This is a genomic window from Erythrobacter sp. W36, from assembly GCF_057364935.1.
Genome location: NZ_CP200281.1, coordinates 584,703 through 605,209, shown reverse-complemented (window position 1 = coordinate 605,209; position 20,507 = coordinate 584,703). Strand labels below are relative to the sequence as shown.

The window sequence follows — 20,507 nt, the reverse complement described above, 5'->3', positions numbered from 1 at the left end:
TTAGCTTGAAGCAGCTTGTTTCACTTCGACCAGCTTTGGTCTTGGAGCAGAGTTCTCTTCATCCTGCGGGGTGCGTTCAGCATTTTCGACGCGATTACGGCCATTGGATTTCGCGCGGTAGAGAGCAGCATCGGCCCGTGCGAACAGGCTCTCATAGGTCTCACCCTCACGCGCGGTGGCGACGCCAAAGCTGGCTGTCAGGCGAATATCTTCGTTGAGATCGGCATGCTCCAGCCGGGTGAACGCCCATCTGATCCGCTCAGCCAAACGCTCCGCTGGTTCATTCTCGCAGTTCCAGGCCGCGATGCAAAACTCCTCGCCGCCGATCCGGCCTGAGGTGTCACATGCTCGGACCATTTTACCGATGATCTCGCCAAAGCCAGCAATAGCCAGATCACCAGCCTGATGACCCCAAAAGTCGTTCACCTGCTTAAAGTGGTCAATATCCGCGACGACCAGACTGAGTGGTCGGCCTTCGGTCTGTGCGCGCGGCAGCAAACCTCGGATCGATTGCTCAAACGAGCCTCGATTGCGCAGGCCAGTAAGAGCGTCCCGCTCACTGCTTTCGCGCAGAGCCTTGGTCCATTCGGCAATGCTCGCACCGATCAGTACCAATGCGCTGCTCATGCCCTTCACCGCCAGGACCAACCCAATCAGGGAGTAATAGATCAGAATCGCGGTAAGCCTCTGCCGGAATGCTCCGTTCGAACAGCAGGGTCAGGGTTGGCCTGACAAGGAAGTCGGCAGCTTGGAATGCCATCACCAGAATGATCAGCAAGTCGATCATATCGCGGCGGCGGGCCGTTAGCAGAGTCGTCACACCCATGGCGAACATCACGCCGTAACCCATGTTCACGATAATCAGCCGCGGGCCGACATCGTTGGAGAAACTGACCGACACGGCCAGCGTCAAAGCTGTGATAACGTAAACGACCGCAATGCTGCCGAGATGCAACTTCTGGCCCACGCGCTCACACACCGATGCCAGCAAGATTGCCGAGCTGAGGGAGTAAAAGACTTGGGTTGCGTGGAAGAGGTAGAATGCGTCCGCTGGCATGAAGTGGGTGATCAGAAAGCCAACCGCCGACAGGGCAAAGGCAATGCCGAAGCCGAGCACATGGCGCTTCATGCGCCCTGCTTTCCACAGCACAAAAAATGTCGCTGCGAAGAACAGCGCCATCATTGGTGTCACCAATCCAAGAATTTGCGTTTGCATAGACCCGTACGACCCCCGTTCGCCCGGGTTAGGTCAATATGGTTAACACAGACTTTAGGGAACCCACTAAGCAACAAAATTTCTATTTGTCTTAGTCAATTACTTATTCGTGCAGGCCTACAAATGTTGGCGGCTAGCCAGCGCCAAGCCCATGTCTCTGAGCCATGCGCGATGCGAAGGGCACAACCGAACCGCCGCCATCTTGGAAAGCGCCACTCTCAGTAAAGACCTTATTGCGGCCCGCATCTTTTGCCCGGTACAGGGCGCTGTCGGCGCGTTCGAACACGGCCTTGTAAGTATCTGCGCTGCGCCACTCCGCCACGCCAAAGCTGACAGTGTAAGGACTGATTTCGTCGCCTTCTGACCGACCTTGGCGGGCCGAGGCCTGACGAATGCGTTCGGCCAAATGCGCCGCATCATCGAGCGTGCAATCCCATATTAAAGCGCAAAACTCCTCGCCGCCAATCCGGCCAGCAACATCTCCCCTGCGCACCAAAGCTTCAATTTGCCTTCCAAATGCTTGGATCACGCGGTCGCCAGCAAGATGGCCAAAGGCATCGTTCACGGCCTTGAAGTGGTCAATATCGGCCACAATGAGACTAAGCGGTTTGTTTCGAGCGTTCGCCCGATCGATCATGAGCTTCGCTTCCGTTTCGAACGCTCCGCGAGCGCGCAAGCCAGAAAGAGAATCTATCGCTGCCTCGTGTTTCCTCTCGCGGACATCATCAAAAGCGATCGTTGCGATCAGGCTGAGCGCCATGAGTGTGAGCAAAACTGCAAGTATCAGCACATGCAGTGAGGTAAGCAGGGCTGCGGCAGCCTCTCCTGTACCGAAAATATAGTCAGACAACATTGTTAGGAAAGGGCGCAAGAACCCAAACCCTGACAGCGCAACCAAGACCCAAATCAGTGAGCGATCGCTCCAATGCCAGCCCGATGTATGCCAAAGATTGATCGCGATTATCGCGATGAGCAACGCAGAATTGGTATTTTGCGCTTGTCGGGCTGCGTCTTGGGAGCCAGCCTCCATAGCGGCCCACAAAACTACGCAAGTGATTACTACAGTCGCCGCAGAGACGAGAAGTGGCGCTTTCTGCCCATTGCGGGCGGCCGTTCCCCACATAAGCGCCAGCACTCCCGCCATCGAAAATACGTGGTATGAAATGATCCCCATCGCGCCAAAAGACCCGATGATCCAGATGTTGATAAGCACACCGAGAGCCATCGAACCAAAACAAGCGGAATAGGCAAGAACATAGCGCTTAGCTTTTGTCACCCCACCAGAAAACAAAGAAAATCACGTTGAAAATCAACGCGATGATCGGTATAATGAATGTCAGAATCTGAATTTGCATGCTCTAACTTTTCTTACGAGCCTCAGCCATACTAGAATTTTCGTAATGACCTCTTAATCCAAGCTACGAATGTAACCGCCCACCCGATGCTTGCCCCTCATCTCCAGCGCGACTATCTGGCCCCTGAGATCTTAACAAAAGCAATCACCACACCCAAAGGAAACGCCCGATGGCCGCGCAATATGCCTATGTCATGAAAAACATGACCAAGACCTTCCCCGGCGCTCAAAAGCCGGTTCTGAGCAATATCAATCTTCAGTTCTATCAAGGCGCTAAGATCGGCATTGTTGGTCCAAATGGCGCGGGCAAATCGACCCTGATGAAGATCATGGCGGGCATCGATGCCGACATCACTGGTGAAGCCTGGGCGGGTGAGAACATCACGGTCGGCTATTTGCCGCAGGAACCGCAGCTCGATGAGAGCAAGACCGTGCTCGAAAACGTTCGCGAAGGCGCTGGCGAAACCGCCGCCATGGTCGAACGCTTCAACGCAATCTCTGCTGAGATGGCTGAGCCTGATGCAGACTTCGAAGCTCTGGGTGAGCAAATGTCTGAGCTGCAAGAGAAGATCGATGCGGTCGACGGCTGGACCCTCGACAATCAGCTGGAGATCGCGATGGAAGCCCTGCGCTGTCCGCCATCAGACAGCCCGGTCACCAATCTGTCCGGCGGTGAGAAACGCCGCGTCGCTCTCACTCGGCTGCTGATCCAGAAGCCTGGCATCCTGCTGCTCGACGAGCCAACCAACCACCTCGATGCTGAATCGGTCGAATGGCTGGAAAACCACCTCAAAGAATATGCTGGCGCCGTGCTGATGATCACGCACGATCGCTACTTCCTCGACAATGTCGTTGAGTGGATCCTGGAGCTCGACCGCGCATCCTACTACCCATACGAAGGCAATTATTCGACCTATCTGGAGAAGAAGGCGAAACGTCTGGAGCAGGAAAGCCGCGAGGAATCGGGCCGCCAGAAAGCACTCAGCCGCGAGCTCGAATGGATCAAGCAAACCCCAGCCGCGCGCCAGACCAAATCAAAGGCCCGTGTGCGCAAATTTGAGCAATTGCAGGACGCCCAAGGCGACCGCAAACCGGGCAAGGCGCAGATCGTTATTCAAGTGCCAGAACGGCTCGGCGGCAAGGTGATCGAGGCGAAGAATATCTCGAAGGCTTACGGCGATAAGCTATTGTTCGAAAACCTGTCGTTCATGCTACCGCCGGGCGGCATTGTCGGCGTGATCGGCCCGAACGGCGCGGGTAAATCCACGCTGTTCAGAATGATCACCGGCCAGGAAACACCGGACACCGGATCAATCGAAATCGGCGACACAGTGCATCTCGGCTATGTCGACCAGTCGCGCGATGACCTGACCCCGACCAACAATGTCTGGGAAGAAATCTCGGACGGGCTCGATTACATGCAGGTCAATGGTCACGACACCTCAACCCGCGCCTATGTCGGCGCGTTCAACTTCAAAGGCAGCGACCAGCAAAAGAACGTCGGCAAGTTATCCGGTGGGGAGCGCAACCGCGTGCACATGGCGAAAATGCTGAAGCAAGGCGGCAACGTGCTGCTGCTCGATGAGCCAACCAACGATCTCGATGTTGAGACATTGGGCGCGCTTGAAGAAGCCATCGAGAACTTCGCTGGCTGCGCCGTGGTGATCTCGCACGACCGCTTCTTCCTAGATCGCCTCGCGACGCACATTTTGGCGTTCGAAGGCAATTCCCATGTCGAATGGTTCGAAGGAAACTTTGAATCCTACGAAGAAGACAAACGCCGCCGCCTGGGTGACGCGGCGGATCGGCCTACGAGGTTGGCGTATAAGAAGCTGACTAGGTAGGCTGCATTCCGACATAAGCTATCAACGCGCGCCGTCACCCCGGACTTGATCCGGGGTCCGGGCAACTCTCGTTGTTCGCTCTGCCTGAAGAAAGCGGGGTGCCCAGATTAGCGGGTCCGTACAATCCCCCTCGCTTCCAATCTACACACACGCTAAGGGACTTTCCCTAGTTTACAGAAGGGTCGCCCAATCATGAATTTGTCCACTCGCAATATCGCTTTGATCGCTGGCGCGGTCGTGATCGGCCTCGTTATCGGGTTCATGTATCCCGCCTTCGGCGCGTTGATGCTGATCCCTGTGATTGGCTATGTCGTGTTCGTGTTGCTCAAAAACAAAGGCGGCACGGAAGCGGACGAGGCGGCCACATCGGCGGCCAAGCAATTCACAGCAGCGGACGGCAAAGGGGCGATTTATGTCATGCGCGATGCGTTTATCGCCGGACAGCAAGGCATGAACATCACCATTGATGACGCCATGACGGCACAATTTCGCACGGGCCGCTTCGTCAAGGCGGAAGTGGAGCCGGGCGAACACAGCGTGCTCGCGCAAATGGCCAGCCAGACAAAGGGCACGGCTAAGACCTATACCTTGAACGTCGCAGCGGGCGAATGCGTGTTGCTGGATGCAAAGATCGCGATGGGCGCGCTGCAGGGCTCGGTCGAGTTCGAGGAACAGCGCGATGCTGGTCTAGCCCGCGCCAAACTGGGCAAGCTGAAACTCGTCGAGTGGTCCGCGCCAGAGGCGTAAGACCTAAGGCGAGATCCAGCCGCTTTCCCACTGATCGCCGGAGCGTGCAAACTGTGCGCGCTGATGGCCGGTGTGGGCAAGGTAGAGCCAATCGGCTTCGGCAATGTCGAACAACAGCACTGCGAAGTTAGGCCGCGCAGGGATCACTTGCTCATCGGTCGGCTCCACGCCTTCAAATTCAGGCGGCAGGCCGCTGGTGGATTCCTCGGAGGCAGCGCCCGGTCCCTCCCCGAGGTAACAACGCTTGGCAAAGTTGATGCTGCTCGCCCATGCGCGGTCGACCACTTCGCCTTCGCGAACGATGCGCCCTGTCCCGCGTAGCCGAACCTGTATCTTGGCGCCTTTATCATAGAGCAAAACAGCCATGCGCGGATCCGCCTCGATCGCGGCCACTTTTGGCGCGCGATTGTCAGTGTGAAACCTCAGCGTCCAAGCATCGCCATCAAATTCGCGCAGCACCATCGTGCGCGCGTCGACATCGCTAGTCACAACGCAAGGCGTGTGCATCGCATGCCTGCGATCCTTGGCCGCTCTCACCAATTGGCGTTTCAGGTCATTGCGGACGTCATCGAGCGTTTCAAACATGCGCTGCATTTGGGGGAATTGTGCGCGAGGTCAATCCCTTGCTGCATTCATGTTCATAGCTTCTAACATGAACGTAGCCCTAAACAAGTGGTTAAGTTACGATACAGCGACTCGTCCGTATAAGAGGGCATATCAACGCAGCCGTAGGTGGTGGAACGGCGACCAAGGAGGCATTTATGTACCTGACAAAACTGCTCAAAGGTAGCGCGCTTTCCGCCCTCGCCGTAGCGATGGCTATGACCGCCCAACCCGCTGAAGCCGAAGCGCAAAGCCGAGGCTTTGAAAATCGCGGGGAGCAGATGCAGGCTCGCCAAAACCAGCGCAGTGAGCGCCGCGCAAACCGCGGCCAAGCTCGCGGTGAACGACGCGCCAACAGGCAGCAATCCAGAAGTGAGCGTCGCGGCAACCGCCAAGAAGCGCGCGGCGAACGACGAGGCAATCGCCAAGAGGCACGCGGTGAGCAACGCGGCGAGCGCCGGGAAGCACGGCGTGAAGTCCGCACCGACAACCGCGAGTTCCGCCAGACTCAACGCCAGGCTCGTGAAGCCCCTGCAAGGGCTCGCAACGAGCGCCGAGCAGAAAGACGCGGAGAGCGTCGCGCTGAAAGACGCGGTGAACGCCGGGCCGAACGCAGGCAGGATCGCCGCGCAGAGCGCCGCACCGAACGCAGAGCGGATCAACGTGCTGACCGCCGGGCTGATCGCAGAGCCGATCGCCGCGGAGCGTATCGTGACGGTCGGCGCGATGGCCGCCGGGCAGAGCGCCGTGATCAGCGCCGCGAGTATCGCGACAATCGCCGTGGCTACCGCGACGGCCGCAGAGGCTACAGGGACGGACGGCGTGATGGCTACCGTGATGGTCGGCGCGGTTATCGCAACGAACGCCGCGGCTATCGCAACGGCTACCGCGCTGGAGTTCGTGATCACCGCCGGTGGAACCGCCAATGGCGCAAGCACAATCGCTACAATTGGTACAACCACAGACGCGCCAATCGCAGCATCTTCCGCCTAGGCCGGTATTACTCGCCCTATCGCAGCTATCGCTATAGCCGCCTGAGCATCGGTTTTTACCTCGACAGCCTGTTCTTCTCGTCGCGGTACTACATCAACGATCCATGGCGCTATCGCCTGCCAGAGGTCTACGGTCCGTATCGCTGGGTCCGCTATTATGATGATGCGGTTCTGGTCGATACCTACACCGGTGAAGTGGTCGATGTGATCTACGACATCTTTTGGTGATCGCCTGACACAGCAGACTTTCTGCCGCTTTCAAAGCCCCCGCTCGCAGCAATGCCAGCGGGGGTTTTCTTGTGCGGCATTGGCTGGCAAATAGCCGTTTCACGAACGAGTAAAGCAATGACCTTAGCCAGAACCATTCCCGACCAAGACGCCCTGAAGCGTGTGGGCGAAAGCGTCCGCCAACGCTTGGCCTCCGATCCCGGCGTTTATCCGATTGAGACCGACAAACTTGAACTGTTTGCTATCGGCGATTTCCTGACAAAGGCGGAATGCGACCGGCTGTGCATGATGATCGACATGATTGCCCGGCCATCGGCGCTGCATGAGCAGGACTATGCCAGCGGTTTTCGCACCTCCTATTCCGGCGATCTTGATCCCTATGACAGCTTCGTCAAAAGCATCAGCCGCAGGATCGACGATCTCATGGGCATGAAGCCGGAAATCGGCGAAGCGATCCAGGGCCAGCGTTATCTGGAGGGCCAGCAGTTCAAGCCGCATAACGACTGGTTCTATACCTCAGAGAAGTACTGGCAGAACGAGCGCAAACGCGGCGGACAGCGCAGCTGGACTTCGATGGTGTTCCTCAACACGGTCGAGGAAGGAGGAGAGACTCACTTCACCGAAGCAGGCCTCAAGATTGAGCCGAAGCCGGGCGTGCTGCTGATGTGGAACAACGCTCTGCCCGATGGCAGCCCCAATGAAGGGACAATGCACGCCAAGCACCCCTGTTACCAAAGGCTCCAAGTACATCATCACCAAATGGTATCGCACACGCACTTGGAAGTAGGAAAGGCGTTTTGGTGGAGCGCCTAGCCACCCACTGGGTGGCTATGGCCGTTTCAACTACGCCCCAAGGCCTCTGCGATCAGCTTGCGGCTGTTCTCAATTCCATACAGCGCGATGAAGCTGCCCATGCGCGGCCCCTGCTCACTGCCTAGCAGTGTCTCATACAGAGCGCGGAACCAATCGCGTAGGTTATCAAATCCAAGCTCCTCGCGCTTGCCGATCTCATAGACACTGGTCTGGAGGTCTTCTGCGCTGGTGCCGGGAGCCGCTGCGGCCAAAGCCTCGTCCAGTGCCCGCAAGGCCTCCGCCTCAGTTGCCGTTGGCGCGCGCTTGTTCAATGTCGGAACGATGAAGTCGCGCGTGTAAGCAACCGCCGCATCAATCATCGCATCAATCGCCGGATTTGCGACAGGCTCACCCAGATAGCTTTCGAGATATTCCGCGACATTCTGCGCGCTCGCCTCTGCGCCTAGCACGCTGGCAAGGTTCAGCAGCAGTCCGAACGTCACCGGCACCGTGTCGCCCGCTCCCGGCGCATCAGGCGTCGCCAGGCTCTCATTCGCGCGCAGCAAGTGCCACGCCGGATTGCCCAGCTGCTTGTCGAGCGGCTGTTCGGCCAGACGCTCGCGGAACTGCCAATAGTCATCGACTGCGCGCGGGATCACCCCAACGTGCAGCTGCTTGGCGCTCTTCGGATTGGGGAAGATGTAGAAGCCGAGGCTCTCCTCCGTCCCATATTCCAGCCATTGCTCAATCGTCAGGCCATTGCCCTTGGACTTGGAGATCTTCTCGCCATTCTCATCGAGGAACAGCTCATAGATCAGTCCTTCCGGCTTATTACCGCCGAGCACGCGCGCAATTTTGCCAGACTGCACGCCGGTGTCGGTCAGGTCCTTGCCGTACATCTCATAATCGACGCCCTGCGCGACCCAGCGCATCGCAAAGTCGACCTTCCATTGCAGCTTGGCTTTGCCGCCCAGCGCGCTTTGTTCGATCACGCTGCCGTCTTCATCGGTGAAGCGGATCATACCCGCCTGTGCATCGACGACTTTGACCGGCACTTGCAGCACGGCGCCCGTTGTCGGGCTGATCGGCATGATCGGCGAATAGGTCGCCGCCCGCTCTGCCCGCAAGGTCGGCAACATGATGTCGAGAATGTCCTGATTATGCGCGAGCACGTTCTTCAGCGCATCGTCAAACGCTCCGCTGTTGTAGCGATCAGAGGCGGCTACAAACTCATACTCAAACCCAAACCGGTCCAGAAACGCGCGCAGCATCGCATTGTTGTGATGGGCAAAGCTCTCATACTTCTCAAACGGATCGGGAATGCGCGACAGCGGCTTACCCAGATTCTCGGTCAGCATCGCCTGATTGGGCAGATTGTCGGGCACTTTGCGCAGGCCGTCCATATCGTCCGAGAACGCGACCAGCCGCGTTGCCTGCCCGGTCAGCGCTTCATAGGCGCGCCGCACGAAGGTGGTGCGTAGCACCTCTTGGAATGTGCCGATATGCGGCAAGCCCGATGGACCATAGCCCGTTTCAAACAGCACAGGCTCACCGTTCGGTTTACCATTCCGCAGCCGTTTGGCGAGGCGCTGAGCCTCTTGAAAAGGCCAAGCCTTGGAGGAACGTGCGGCGTCTTGAAGTGCAGTGTCTGTCATAGCACGCCCGCATATGAGGATGGCGCCAGACAACGCAAGCGATTGTGCAGTTTGGCTCGCGCGGCTTGGAACGCATTTGCGAATTCCAAAAGTGTGACTTTTGGCGCAAGCACATGAAAATACGCCACTTTCAGACCAAGTGCGTTCAAAATGTGTGACTTTTGCATGTTTCGCGCTGTTCCAAGGAAATTTCGCCCCGCCTCAGCAGAGGCAGTGACTGGTCTCAGCGCGCAGAACTACAGCGATCGGCGGATGTAGGACAGGGCAACAAATTGCGCTGCTATCCAAACCCATCTTTTGCCGCAGTAACCTCTGATTTACCACGATAACTAGGCATCTTCGCAACCAAACCGGCCTATGTATTTCCCCATGTCGGGCACGAGTGCATTCTTCATTCTGATCCCAGCGATGTATTTGTTGTTCACGCTGGCTCTGGCGGTGATCGGTTTTGCCGAGCGCCGGCATTGTCTCTGCGCGCTGGGCGGCTTTGGGCTTTTTCGTCGCCTTTACCTCGATTTTGGTCGATGGCTATCGCGATCCCACGGGCAGCGAATGGCTCGGCTGGTATGCGGTCGCAACCCATTACCTGCCGCTGCTGATTATGACCCAGGCGTTCCTTTCGCGCCATGGTCGCAAAACTACGAATTTCGCAATTGCGCTGACGATATTCGCCGCAATTTACGTCATGCCCGGCATGGCCTGGACGCCGCCGAACTGGCTGCGCGGCGTGTTTGTGCAGGGCGCCTGCGCAACAATCATCGCCGCCGCCCTGCCGCAGCTATGGCAGTACCGCAAAAAATCACTGGTTGATGTGATCGCGTTCTTCACGATTCTCGCCGCTGCGCTATCCTATTTGGGACGGACAATCGCGGTTGGCCTCAACCCGATTGGCGAGACGCGGGACGAAATGATCGCCTTTTACGAAGGGCTCAATCTCATCTTCCAATCGGCCAGCGCGCTGATGGGTATGTCGCTGGGCATCGTGCTGGTCATGACGATCGGATACGACATGGTCCGCGGACGTATGGAAGAGGGCGAAATCGATCCGCTCACCATGCTCGGAAATCGCCGCAAGCTAGATCGCAAGATTGCGCTCGATAAAGCCGGGCGCCGCTCGTTCGGCGCGGTGATGGTGATCGACCTTGATCACTTCAAAAGGATCAATGACCGCTTCGGCCATGATGGCGGCGATGATGTGCTGCGCGCGGTTGGCAAGCGATTGAGCAGCCTGTTCGACGGATTTGGCTATGTCTTTCGGGTCGGCGGCGAAGAGTTCGTTGTACTGATCGATGAGCAGCACGCTCGCGGTGTCTCATCGCTCGCCCTGTCCGCTCGCAAAGCCATATCAGAACTCAAATTTGAGGGATATCTCTCGCGCGCAAAGGTGACCGCCAGCGTCGGCTTCCATGTGCGCGTCGGCAAGGACGGCGTGCAGGACGCCATGCAATGCGCCGACCAAGCGCTCTATTGCGCGAAGAATGACGGGCGCGACCGAGTGGTTGGCGCGGTCTACGAACGCGGCCTGCAGATTATGAAAGCGGTGGCTTAGAGGCGAGCGGTGCAGCGGGGCTCCACCCCGCCACACGCCGATTACATTGAGCCAGCGATCTGAGCGATTTTGCCATCGCGCACGGTGTATTCTGAATAGCCGCAGCACAGCTCACCCCCATTCGCGAGGCGGTAGCGCGTGGTGAGATACACATTCGGGCCGCTCATGCCGCTGTCCATAATCTCCAGCTTGGGCGCACCTGGCCGGAAATTGAGCGCATACAGCTTGCGCAGCTCTGCGCGGCCTTGGGCCGTTATGCCATTGACCGTCACGATCGCGTCAGGCGTAAAGCTATCAAGAAATGTATCGATATTGCCAGTGCGGTACGCGTTCACATGCGCCTGAATGGCGCGTGCATCCGCCGCCATGGCCGCTTCGGCGGCGGCAGCCGCGTCGCTGGCTGCATCCGTGCTCGCACTGCTATCAGTGTCGTTCGGCTGCGCATCCGCACCATCATTTTCGGCTGATTGCGCCCATGTGGCCGGACCCGTGATCAATAGACCCGCTGCGGCCAATCCCAGAAATTTGCGCATAATTCCCTCCAGAAACCCCGAAACTGTGCGAGGTTGGCGCGCAATCGTTTACTTTTCGTTCTCGCTCCGACATTTCTCTGATCCGTGACCATCGACGCTCCCACCCCGCTTAGCCTACCGGCCTTGCACGCCAGCCATTCCGGCAATTGGCTGCGCTCGCCCGGGGGTGAGACAGGGGCCGTGTCAAAAGGCGATGCGATCATGGCTGCGGCTGACACGCCGGTGCTGATCCTTAACGCACCGTTGGTCGCCAACCGGTTGGGCTATCCCGATCTCTCCGGACTCGATCTGCTCGAATTGTTCGCCTTCGTGCATCCGGCTAGGTTTTGCGTGCCAACGCCGCGCGGCCTGGCGCAGGCCTTGGAGATCGAAGAGCCAGCGGCGGACGAGGATGTGCCCGCATTCTTGCAGACCGCCGGGGCCGCATTGATCGCCGCTTGTGAGGATCCCGAGTGGTTTGAGCGCGAAGGCGCGTGGAGTGTTCTGCAATCGCTGGAGCGGCTGCGCTGGCAATGGGCGGGCGTGATCAAGCCGCATATCGCGCGCCCGCAAAAGGCGGAAAAATGGCTGTTCGCAAAGCTGCCTGAGTGGGAGGAAGCGGGCGAGCGAGCGCCGCCGCGCCAGGTTGATCTGCCCCCAGAGGCAGTGCTGCAACAGCTCGATCAGCTGACCGGCGAAGGCTCCGAAAAGCGCGAAGGACAGCAGGCCTATGCAAAAGACGCCGCGCGCATTTTCTCCCCGCGCGACAAGCGCGAGGTGCCGCATCTGGCGCTGGCGCAGGCGGGCACCGGTATCGGCAAGACACTGGGCTATCTCGCGCCCGCATCCCTATGGGCGGGCGCGGCAGGCGGCACCGTTTGGGTCTCCACCTTCACCAAGAACCTGCAGCGGCAATTGCGCAGCGAAAGTCGGCGAGCATGGCCCGCAAAGCGCCCCGATGGAACGCCGCCCGTCGTGGTGCGCAAGGGCCGCGAGAACTACCTCTGCTTGCTCAATCTGGAGGACGCGCTGCAAGGCGGCTTTTCCGGGCGCCCCGCGATCCTCGCGCAATTGGTCGGGCGCTGGGCCGCGTTTAGCCAAGACGGCGATATGATCGGCGGCGATTTGCCCGGCTGGCTTGGCACCTTATTTCGCAAACGCGGGATTGCAGCCCTGACCGATCAGCGCGGCGAGTGCGTTTATGCCGGGTGCCCGCATTACCGCAAATGCTTCATTGAGCGCGCCAGCCGCAACAGTGCGCAGGCCGATCTCGTCATCGCCAACCATGCGCTCGTGATGGTCAACGCTGCGCGTGGCCGCGATCACGCCATGCGCCCCACCCGCATCGTCTTTGACGAGGGGCACCATGTGTTTGAGGCGGCTGATTCGACCTTCGCCGCCGTCTTGTCCGGGCAAGAAGCGATTGAGCTGCGCCGCTGGATTCTGGGCCCCGAACGCAAGAATCGCGGGCGCAGACGCGGCCTGTCTGCTCGCCTCGCCGATATCGCCAGCTATGATGACGAGGGCGGCATCGCGATCGAAGACGCGGTGGAGGCGGCGACCTTGCTGCCCGCCGATGGCTGGCTCCAGCGCCTCAATGAGAGCGAACCCGCCGGCCCGCTGGAGGCGCTGCTCGCTCAGGTGCGCTCGGCAACCTATGCCCGCGATGAAAGCGGCGGGGTTGATGCGGGATATGGCATCGAGACTGAGGCATCGGGCCTGCCCGGTGAATTGATCGAGGCCGCCGGGATCGCGGGCGAAGCGCTGGCGAATATTCGCACCCCGCTGATCAAGCTCGGCACCCGCTTAGAGGCGATCATGGCAGACCCGCCGGACTGGCTCGATGGTCAGGGGCGGCAACGGATCGAAGGCGCGCGCTTCTCCTTAAGCTGGCGGATTGATCTGCTTGGCGCATGGGCAGCTTTGCTGGAGCGGCTGGGCGGACCAGCCGACCCGGAATTCGTCGATTGGCTGTCAGTCGAACGCAGCGATGCGCGCGAGTTTGACATTGGCATTCACCGCCGCTGGCTCGACCCGATGAAGCCCTTTGCCAAGACCGTGCTGGAGCCTGCCCACGGCGTCATGCTCACCAGCGCCACGCTGACCGACCGGGTCGGTGAAGAGGCGAGCGAGACCGAGGCATGGGCGCCCGCCATCGCCCGCTCTGGCGCGGAGTACATCGAGAGCGAGCCGCTGATGTCGGCGGCGACCAGCCCGTTTGATTACGCGAACCGCGCCGAGGTTTTGATCGTCACCGACATTAAGAAAGGCGATTTGCCGGGCCTTGCAGGCGCATATTCAAAACTGATCGAGGCGTCGGATGGCGGCGTGCTCGGCCTGTTCACCGCGATCCGCCGGATGCGCGCGGTGCATGGCCGGATTGCCGACCGGCTCGCGCGGGCAGGCCTGCCGATTTATGCTCAGCACGTTGACCCGATCGACACCGGCACTTTGGTCGATATCTTTCGCGATGATCCGCGCGCCAGCCTGCTCGGCACCGATGCCCTGCGCGACGGCGTCGATGTTCCGGGACGCTCGCTCAGATGCGTGGTGATGGAGCAAGTGCCATGGCCGCGGCCCGATATCTTGCACAAGGCCCGCCGCGCCGCCGGACAAGGGAGCAAATATGACGACCGGATCATCCGCGCGCGCCTGGCTCAGGCGTTTGGCCGGCTGATCCGCGGCAAGGACGACGCGGGCCATTTTGTGGTGCTCTCCGCCGCCTTCCCCAGCCGCCTGCTCAGCGCCTTTCCCGAAGGCACGCCGGTCACGCGGCTGACCCTGGACGAGGCATTGGAGCGGATCAAAGCGGGCGCGCCCAGCGGCGACACCGCGAGCGAAGCGGTGCCCTCCCCCGCGCCCGATGGTATTGGCGACGACTACATCCCCTTCGGCTAACGCCCCGCATACGAATGCAGGCACAGATTTCCTAAGCAGCAGGCCGCTCGCGATGCGCAATTGCTTTACACAGCCGTGATTGCCGTGTTGAGAGGAGCCCATGAAACTGCTCGGGCTCCTCCGCCATGCAAAGTCCGATTGGGACGACATGGCCAAGCGTGATTTTGACCGCACGCTCAATGATCGCGGGCGCAAAGGCGCAGGCGTGATCGGCGCGCATATCAAGGATCACGGGATCGCATGGGACGCCCTGATCGCCAGCCCGGCGGAGCGGGTAAAGCGCACGATCGAGGTCTCGCTGCCCACGCTGGAGCCTGTGTTTGACGACCGGCTCTATCTCGCCAGCTCTGAAACCATTCTGGAAGTGGTCGAGGAACATGGCGGCGCCCATGACAAAGTGCTGATCTCAGGCCACAATCCCGGCCTGCAAGAAGTGCTGTTCGACCTCGTCTCGCCCGCACGAGAGAACGATCTGTTCAAAGAAGCCTCGGTGAAATTCCCAACCGCGACCTATGCCGTGCTCGAATGCGCGATCGATGACTGGTCAGACCTGAAAAAGCACTGCGCAACCCTCATCCATTTCGCCCGCCCGCGCGATCTCGACCCGGACCTCGGGCCGGAGTTTTAGGACGTATTTGGGTGTGGGAACGGACGTTACCGTCGGCAGATATTCTGGGCGTTTCTTTGGTTTAAGCAATGCGAACGCGCGTCGCAATTCGTCGCAATAGTTACTTTCCAACATCCTCAACCGTAAATTTATAAATGTCATTTGGCACACCAATAACAGTCAGATTCCTTTGTATTGAATGGCTGACCGCTGGATCGAAAGAAGAACCGCCTCGATAGAAATTGTCAGACAGTACACCAATCGTAAATATACCTACCCCAAATCCGCCTATCTCTGGTGCATAAACGACTTCTCGACCTTTTTTGCCTACCCATTTGTATTGCCAAATCGTGAACCTTCTACCTTCCTCATCGTGATGGGCCGAGTATCTGTAGAACTGGTCGCAACTCTCTGGTTGCCCTATGTCTCCTTCAAGGGGGAAGGTGCAGGTGCGAGAATAATCTAGTTGCCACTCTTGTTCAGATACTTGGGCAGCAGCACTTGCGCCGAGAGCGGTTATTAGTATCGGAAGGACAATTAGCGGCTTCATCAGATTCTCGATCTCTTGTCCTATAAGGGATCGTGAAGCTAATGTCACATTGTGGGTCGTTAGCGGACTTTCGCCCTTTAACCCAGCACCTGACGCGGCCCCGGCCCCTTCGCGGCCAAGTGATCGCCGCGATTGTAGAGCTCGCATTTCTTCAGGCTCAAACACCCGCAGCCAATACAGCCATCGAGCGTATCGCGCGTCCGCTCTAGCTGAGCGATTTTCGCGTCCAGCTCTGCGCGGATCGACTTGCTTATCGCGTTCCAATCGCGCGCGTTTGGTGTGCGGCCCAGCGGCAATTTTGCGAGCTGATGTTCAATCTCCCCGAGCGCCAAGCCCAATTGCTGAGCGATCAGAATGAAGCTCAAGCGGCGAATGTCAGAGCGCAGGAAGCGCCGCTGATTGCCACTGGTCCGGATCGGCTCCACCAGCCCGCGCTCTTCATAAAATCGGATCGCAGACACCGACAGGCCGGTGCGGCGCGCCATCTCACCAATCGGGATCAGATCGCTTTTGCGCAGCGTCTTCGCGCTTGTTTGACCGGCCATAATCATCCTTTTTAAAAATAGCTTGACCTCAACTTAACTTGAGGTTTCAGAATTGTGAAGCCTGGTGATTCGGATCCCACTGCAAAGGCGCAGTTGGCCCACCCATCACCCGCGAAAGAAACGGGCACATCGGCCCAAATCAAACAGGAGGCAGTCATGCCCAAAGGACAAATTGAGCACGCCAATCTCTCGGTGACTGATCCCAAACGCAGCGCAGAATTGTTCAAGCAATTGCTCGGCTGGCAAGAGCGCTGGCGCGGCCCCAGCCAAAAATATGGCCGCTCGATCCATGTTGGCGATCCAGAAAACGGCCAGACCTATCTCGCGCTTTACACCGGTGATCATGTGACCGGCGATTATTCCAAGGGAGAGCCGCTCAATCATGTCGGACTGTTGGTGGATGACCTGGATGCGGCGGAAAAAGTGGTTGCGGGCGCAGGCCTCAAACCCTTTGGCCATGATGATTATGAGCCGGGCAAACGCTTCTATTTCTTCGACTGGGACGGGATCGAATTTGAAGTGGTCAGCTATGCAGCGGAGACCGCGTCATGAACGAGCCGATGCTGCGCGAACCGATGTTCGGCCCACCGACTGACCGTCAGAACAAGCTCGATTGCGCTGGCTTAGAGACGGCGCCCGCGCCGCTAGCCTTGCGGGTCCAGCTCTCATCCGTGTGGTCGATGGTGATCGCCCCGTTCCAGGCCCGGCAAAGGTCAAAAGCCTCTGCGGGAGAGCCGGACAGCCAGACGCTGTAATCTTCGGGCCGCAGCACCACAGGCATCCGACTGTGCACCTGTGCGGCGGGCCCGGCGCTGTCGGTCATCACCATGGAGTAGCAATTGCCCCACTCGTCGCTGGGCCGCCACACGCCCGCACAGGCGAACAGCTCGCTATCGGGCAGCGACATCCATGTGCGCGTCATCGCCCCCTTGGCCCCTTGCGCCTCGGCCCATGCGGTGACCGGGATCAGGCAGCGGCGCTCTTCAAACGATGCCCGCCAGAAATAGCTTTTGAGCTTGTCTTGGCGGGCGTTGTTCACCGGCTTGGGCTTTAATGGTTGGCCGCTCTTGCCCTTCATCACCAATGGAAAGCCCCAGCTCATCTGGGTGAGCTTGCCCTCGGCCACAACCGCGCCGGGATATCCGGGATAAACTTCGCTGCCGAAATTCGCGCCGCCCAATGCTTCGATCGCGGCGAACCAATTGGCGACTTCATCCTTGCCCTTCGTCATGCGGTAGAGGTTGCACATTATCCGCGTGCCTTACGCATTGCCGGCCACAAAGCACGCCGCCGCCATCAGCGCGCCTGCCAAGCGGTTCGAGCGAAACCGGGCAAGCGGGTTCTCAGGGTCTTCGGGATCGAGGGTGGAAACCTGCCACAGCAGATGGAGCGCGACCGGCACCAAAGCGAGCAAGGCAATCCAGTCTGGCCGGTACAGCCAGAACCCGAGCGCCCACAGCGCGATGGTCGCGGCGTAGAACCCTGCGACCCCGCCCTTCACTTTCGCGCCCATGCGCAAGGCCGAGGAGCGGATGCCGACCAACGCATCATCCTCCCGGTCCTGCAGGGCATAGATCGTATCGAACCCGATGACCCAAGTTATGCAGCCCGCATAGACGGCCGCCAGCATATCCCAATTGTCAAAACGCAGGTTCATCCAGCCGACCAGAAGCCCCCAAGTAAACACCATGCCCAGCCACGCTTGCGGCCACCACGTGATCCGCTTCATAAACGGATAGGCCGCCACCAGAGCAAGGCTAGCCAAGGCGACCAATTGTGCCTCAAGCCTCAGTTGCAGCAGCACCACAAGACCGACCAGACACAGCGCGATCAGCCAGGCCCACGCCGCCTTTTTCGAAATGCGCCCGCTCGCCACCGGCCGTAGAGCCGTGCGCTCAACCTGCTTATCGAGATCAGCATCGACGATATCATTGTAGACACAGCCCGCGCCGCGCATCGCAATCGCGCCGAGCAGCATCCAGCCGAGCAGCGCAAATTGCGCCCCCGCCCCGGCCAGCCAAACGCCAAACACGCAGGGCCAAAACAGCAGCCACCAGCCGATTGGCCGGTCAAAACGCGCCAGCTGCGCCAGATCACGCGGCACTTGCGGCAGGCGGGCAATCAGGCCTCGATGCTCACTATCAGGGACGATGTTCTCACTCACACTTGCTCACTAGCGGCGAGCGCGACTAGTGCAAAGCCATGACCGCAACACATGATCCAAAAACGCCGAGCTGGCCCCCGCGCAGCGCCCCGCGCCTCTTTGTCGAGGATGCGCTTTCTGTCGGGGCGGTGCTGAGGCTGGACGGCAATCAGGGGCATTACCTCGCCCGGGTCATGCGCGTTAGCGCGGGCGATGCGGTGATCCTGTGCGACAATTTAACCGGGGAATGGGCCGCGCGGGTGGCGGATGCTGGCAAGCGTGATGTGACGCTGGAGGTGGCGGAGCAGTTGAGGGCGCGCGAAGACGTGCCCGATCTGTGGCTGTGTCCGGCTTTGCTCAAGAAAGACCGCTTCGACATGGTGCTGGAGAAAGCGACAGAGCTGGGGGCTGCGCGGATCCAGCCGGTTATTACGCGTCGCTGCGTCGCAGATAAGCTCAACCTGGACCGTGCCCGGGCGCTCACAATCGAGGCGGCGGAGCAATGCGCTCGCACTGCCCTGTCTGAATTGGAGGCTCCGCTGAAACTGGAGGCGATGCTGCGCGATTGGCCCGCGGATCGCGCGCTGTTTTTCGCTGATGAAATGGGCGGCGAACTCGCGGCCGATGCCTTCGTCTATCACGAGGGCGCAGCGGCCATTTTAATCGGCCCGGAAGGCGGGTTTGACGATGCAGAGCGCGAGGCCATTCGCGCCCACCCACAGGCAAAAGCCATCAGTCTGGGCCCGCGCATTTTGCGCGGAGAAACCGCCGCAATTGCCGCTTTATCGGTGTGGATGGCGGAGGCCGGTGACTGGGACGGCGTAGAATGACTTGCTTGCACAAAACTCAATTTTATCTTCCCAGCAGCAATTGGGTTTTCTAAGGCAACTTGCATGAGCACGCGCGAGGCCAGTGGGGATCACGACCCCATCATCGAATCCATCGACCAATTGGTTGCCCCAATGCTTGGCGGCGAAAAGCCTAAAGGCGATTGGCGGATCGGGACCGAGCACGAGAAGCTCGTCTACAAGCGCGATGATTTGCGCGCGCCCTCTTATGACGAACCCTGCGGCATCCGCGACATGCTGATGGAAATGCGCGACTATGGCTGGGAACCGGTTGAGGAAAATGGCAATGTCATCGCGCTGAAGGGCGAGGATGGCGCGGTCAGCCTGGAGCCTGCGGGTCAGCTGGAACTGTCGGGCGCGCCCCTTACCAATCTGCATCAGACCTGCGCGGAAACCGGCCGCCATCTTGAGCAAGTCAAGCAAGTGGGCGAGCGCTGCGGCGTTGGGTTCCTCGGCCTTGGCATGTGGGCGGACAAGACCCGCGAAGAACTGCCCGTGATGCCCAAGGGCCGTTATGGCATTATGATGCGGCACATGCCGAAAGTCGGCAATCTTGGCCTCGATATGATGCTGAGAACCTGCACCATTCAGGTCAATCTCGACTATTCGTCAGAGGCCGATATGGCGCAGAAGTTCCGCACCGGACTGGCGCTGCAACCGCTGGCGACGGCGCTGTTTGCGAACTCGCCATTCACCGAGGGCAAGCCCAACGGATATCTCTCCTATCGCAGCCATATCTGGTCCGACACGGATCCGCATCGCACTGGCATGCTGCCGTTCGTGTTTGAGGATGGCTTTGGCTATGAGCGCTGGGCGGAATATATGCTCGACGTGCCGATGTATTTCGTGTTCCGCGATGGCCAATATATCGATGCGGCGGGCCAATCCTTCCGCGATTTTCTGGACGGCAAACTGCCCGCGCTGCCCGGCGAACGCCCGACGCAAAGCGATTGGTGGGACCATCTCTCCACCGCGTTTCCAGAAGTGCGCCTGAAGAGCTTCCTGGAAATGCGCGGCGCCGATGGTGGCCCGTGGAGCCGCATTTGCGCCCTGCCCGCGTTCTGGGTTGGCCTGCTGTATGATCAGGGAGCCCTCGATGCCGCATGGGATCTGGTCAAAGACTGGTCGATGGAAGAGCGCGCCGCACTGCGCGATGGCGCGCCAAAGCTGGCGCTCGATACCCCGCTGCCCGGCGGCAAGGGCACGATGCAGGATCTGGGCCGCGACGTTCTGGCGATTGCGCGGCAAGGCCTCAAATCGCGCGCGGCGCTCAATTCCAGCGGCGACAATGAAACGGGCTTCCTCGAAACGCTCGATGAAATCGTCGCCAGCGGCAAAGTGCCAGCTCAGCGCCTGCTCGACCTCTATCACGGCGAGTGGAAAGGCGACATCACCCGCGTCTACGAACACAGCTTCTAACGCTG

General features: G+C 59.5%; 20 protein-coding genes. 10 read left to right on the top strand and 10 right to left on the bottom strand.

Annotated features, from left to right (window positions below; translation table 11 throughout):
* The 3 genes from AC0V6U_RS02975 to AC0V6U_RS02965 all read right to left on the bottom strand — a co-directional run bounded on the left by AC0V6U_RS02975 (position 1) and on the right by AC0V6U_RS02965 (position 1,976).
* Positions 1–627 carry a GGDEF domain-containing protein gene (locus AC0V6U_RS02975; RefSeq protein WP_472644744.1) on the bottom strand — a complete coding sequence of 209 codons (627 nt, stop codon included), beginning with the start codon at positions 625–627 and terminating at the stop codon, positions 1–3.
* The gene (locus tag AC0V6U_RS02970; RefSeq protein ID WP_472644743.1) at positions 557–1,216 is read right to left on the bottom strand and encodes a hypothetical protein; all 660 of its coding nucleotides are present in this window, start codon (positions 1,214–1,216) and stop codon (positions 557–559) included. Before AC0V6U_RS02970 ends, AC0V6U_RS02975 begins: the two co-directional genes overlap by 71 nt.
* Positions 1,217–1,349: 133 nt before the next feature.
* Positions 1,350–1,976 carry a GGDEF domain-containing protein gene (locus AC0V6U_RS02965; RefSeq protein ID WP_472645689.1) on the bottom strand — a complete coding sequence of 209 codons (627 nt, stop codon included), beginning with the start codon at positions 1,974–1,976 and terminating at the stop codon, positions 1,350–1,352.
* 764 nt (positions 1,977–2,740) lie between these two features.
* On the opposite strand from AC0V6U_RS02965, the gene ettA reads away from it, so the two are divergent.
* Both ettA and AC0V6U_RS02955 read left to right on the top strand, forming a co-directional pair.
* Positions 2,741–4,414 carry an energy-dependent translational throttle protein EttA gene (gene ettA / locus AC0V6U_RS02960; protein ID WP_472644742.1) on the top strand — a complete coding sequence of 558 codons (1,674 nt, stop codon included), beginning with the start codon at positions 2,741–2,743 and terminating at the stop codon, positions 4,412–4,414.
* A gap of 192 nt (positions 4,415–4,606) precedes the next feature.
* On the top strand, positions 4,607–5,161 hold the full coding sequence (locus tag AC0V6U_RS02955) for a hypothetical protein (protein ID WP_472644741.1): 555 nt from the start codon (positions 4,607–4,609) through the stop codon (positions 5,159–5,161).
* Between the two features lie 3 nt (positions 5,162–5,164).
* On the opposite strand, the gene AC0V6U_RS02950 is transcribed toward AC0V6U_RS02955, so the two are convergent.
* Complete coding sequence (locus AC0V6U_RS02950; protein WP_472644740.1) at positions 5,165–5,755, bottom strand: pyridoxamine 5'-phosphate oxidase family protein; 591 nt, start codon at positions 5,753–5,755, stop codon at positions 5,165–5,167.
* 167 nt (positions 5,756–5,922) lie between these two features.
* On the opposite strand from AC0V6U_RS02950, the gene AC0V6U_RS02945 reads away from it, so the two are divergent.
* Positions 5,923–6,984, top strand: coding sequence for an RcnB family protein (locus tag AC0V6U_RS02945; RefSeq protein WP_472644739.1), 1,062 nt, complete (start codon positions 5,923–5,925; stop codon positions 6,982–6,984).
* Positions 6,985–7,101: 117 nt separating this feature from the next.
* Positions 7,102–7,797: a 2OG-Fe(II) oxygenase gene (locus AC0V6U_RS02940; RefSeq protein ID WP_472644738.1), complete on the top strand. Its 696-nt coding sequence runs from the start codon at positions 7,102–7,104 to the stop codon at positions 7,795–7,797.
* A 26-nt stretch (positions 7,798–7,823) separates the two neighbouring features.
* Here AC0V6U_RS02940 and AC0V6U_RS02935 read toward each other — a convergent pair whose 3' ends face one another.
* Positions 7,824–9,431, bottom strand: coding sequence for a lysine--tRNA ligase (locus AC0V6U_RS02935; RefSeq protein WP_472644737.1), 1,608 nt, complete (start codon positions 9,429–9,431; stop codon positions 7,824–7,826).
* Positions 9,432–9,879: 448 nt separating this feature from the next.
* On the opposite strand from AC0V6U_RS02935, the gene AC0V6U_RS02930 reads away from it, so the two are divergent.
* Complete coding sequence (locus tag AC0V6U_RS02930) at positions 9,880–10,980, top strand: GGDEF domain-containing protein (protein ID WP_472644736.1); 1,101 nt, start codon at positions 9,880–9,882, stop codon at positions 10,978–10,980.
* A 41-nt stretch (positions 10,981–11,021) separates the two neighbouring features.
* Here AC0V6U_RS02930 and AC0V6U_RS02925 read toward each other — a convergent pair whose 3' ends face one another.
* Positions 11,022–11,513, bottom strand: a complete 492-nt coding sequence (locus AC0V6U_RS02925; RefSeq protein WP_472644735.1) for a nuclear transport factor 2 family protein — start codon at positions 11,511–11,513, stop codon at positions 11,022–11,024.
* A 201-nt stretch (positions 11,514–11,714) separates the two neighbouring features.
* Here AC0V6U_RS02925 and AC0V6U_RS02920 point away from each other — a divergent pair, with 201 nt between their 5' ends.
* A complete protein-coding gene (locus AC0V6U_RS02920) occupies positions 11,715–14,390 on the top strand; it encodes an ATP-dependent DNA helicase (RefSeq protein ID WP_486169364.1) in 2,676 nt (891 codons plus the stop codon).
* 100 nt (positions 14,391–14,490) lie between these two features.
* Complete coding sequence (locus tag AC0V6U_RS02915; RefSeq protein ID WP_472644733.1) at positions 14,491–15,018, top strand: SixA phosphatase family protein; 528 nt, start codon at positions 14,491–14,493, stop codon at positions 15,016–15,018.
* Between the two features lie 100 nt (positions 15,019–15,118).
* Here the strand turns inward: AC0V6U_RS02915 and AC0V6U_RS02910 are convergent, their stop codons facing one another.
* The gene (locus tag AC0V6U_RS02910; protein ID WP_472644732.1) at positions 15,119–15,547 is read right to left on the bottom strand and encodes a hypothetical protein; all 429 of its coding nucleotides are present in this window, start codon (positions 15,545–15,547) and stop codon (positions 15,119–15,121) included.
* A gap of 77 nt (positions 15,548–15,624) precedes the next feature.
* Positions 15,625–16,092, bottom strand: coding sequence for a redox-sensitive transcriptional activator SoxR (soxR, locus tag AC0V6U_RS02905; protein ID WP_472644731.1), 468 nt, complete (start codon positions 16,090–16,092; stop codon positions 15,625–15,627).
* A 156-nt stretch (positions 16,093–16,248) separates the two neighbouring features.
* On the opposite strand from soxR, the gene AC0V6U_RS02900 reads away from it, so the two are divergent.
* Complete coding sequence (locus AC0V6U_RS02900) at positions 16,249–16,644, top strand: VOC family protein (protein ID WP_472644730.1); 396 nt, start codon at positions 16,249–16,251, stop codon at positions 16,642–16,644.
* A 46-nt stretch (positions 16,645–16,690) separates the two neighbouring features.
* Here the strand turns inward: AC0V6U_RS02900 and AC0V6U_RS02895 are convergent, their stop codons facing one another.
* A complete protein-coding gene (locus tag AC0V6U_RS02895; protein WP_472644729.1) occupies positions 16,691–17,341 on the bottom strand; it encodes an SOS response-associated peptidase in 651 nt (216 codons plus the stop codon).
* 12 nt (positions 17,342–17,353) lie between these two features.
* A complete protein-coding gene (gene ubiA, locus AC0V6U_RS02890) occupies positions 17,354–18,256 on the bottom strand; it encodes a 4-hydroxybenzoate octaprenyltransferase (RefSeq protein WP_472644728.1) in 903 nt (300 codons plus the stop codon).
* Positions 18,257–18,294: 38 nt separating this feature from the next.
* Here ubiA and AC0V6U_RS02885 point away from each other — a divergent pair, with 38 nt between their 5' ends.
* Both AC0V6U_RS02885 and AC0V6U_RS02880 read left to right on the top strand, forming a co-directional pair.
* Positions 18,295–19,065: a 16S rRNA (uracil(1498)-N(3))-methyltransferase gene (locus tag AC0V6U_RS02885; RefSeq protein ID WP_472644727.1), complete on the top strand. Its 771-nt coding sequence runs from the start codon at positions 18,295–18,297 to the stop codon at positions 19,063–19,065.
* Positions 19,066–19,128: 63 nt separating this feature from the next.
* On the top strand, positions 19,129–20,502 hold the full coding sequence (locus tag AC0V6U_RS02880) for a glutamate--cysteine ligase (protein ID WP_472644726.1): 1,374 nt from the start codon (positions 19,129–19,131) through the stop codon (positions 20,500–20,502).
* Positions 20,503–20,507: the final 5 nt, after the last annotated feature.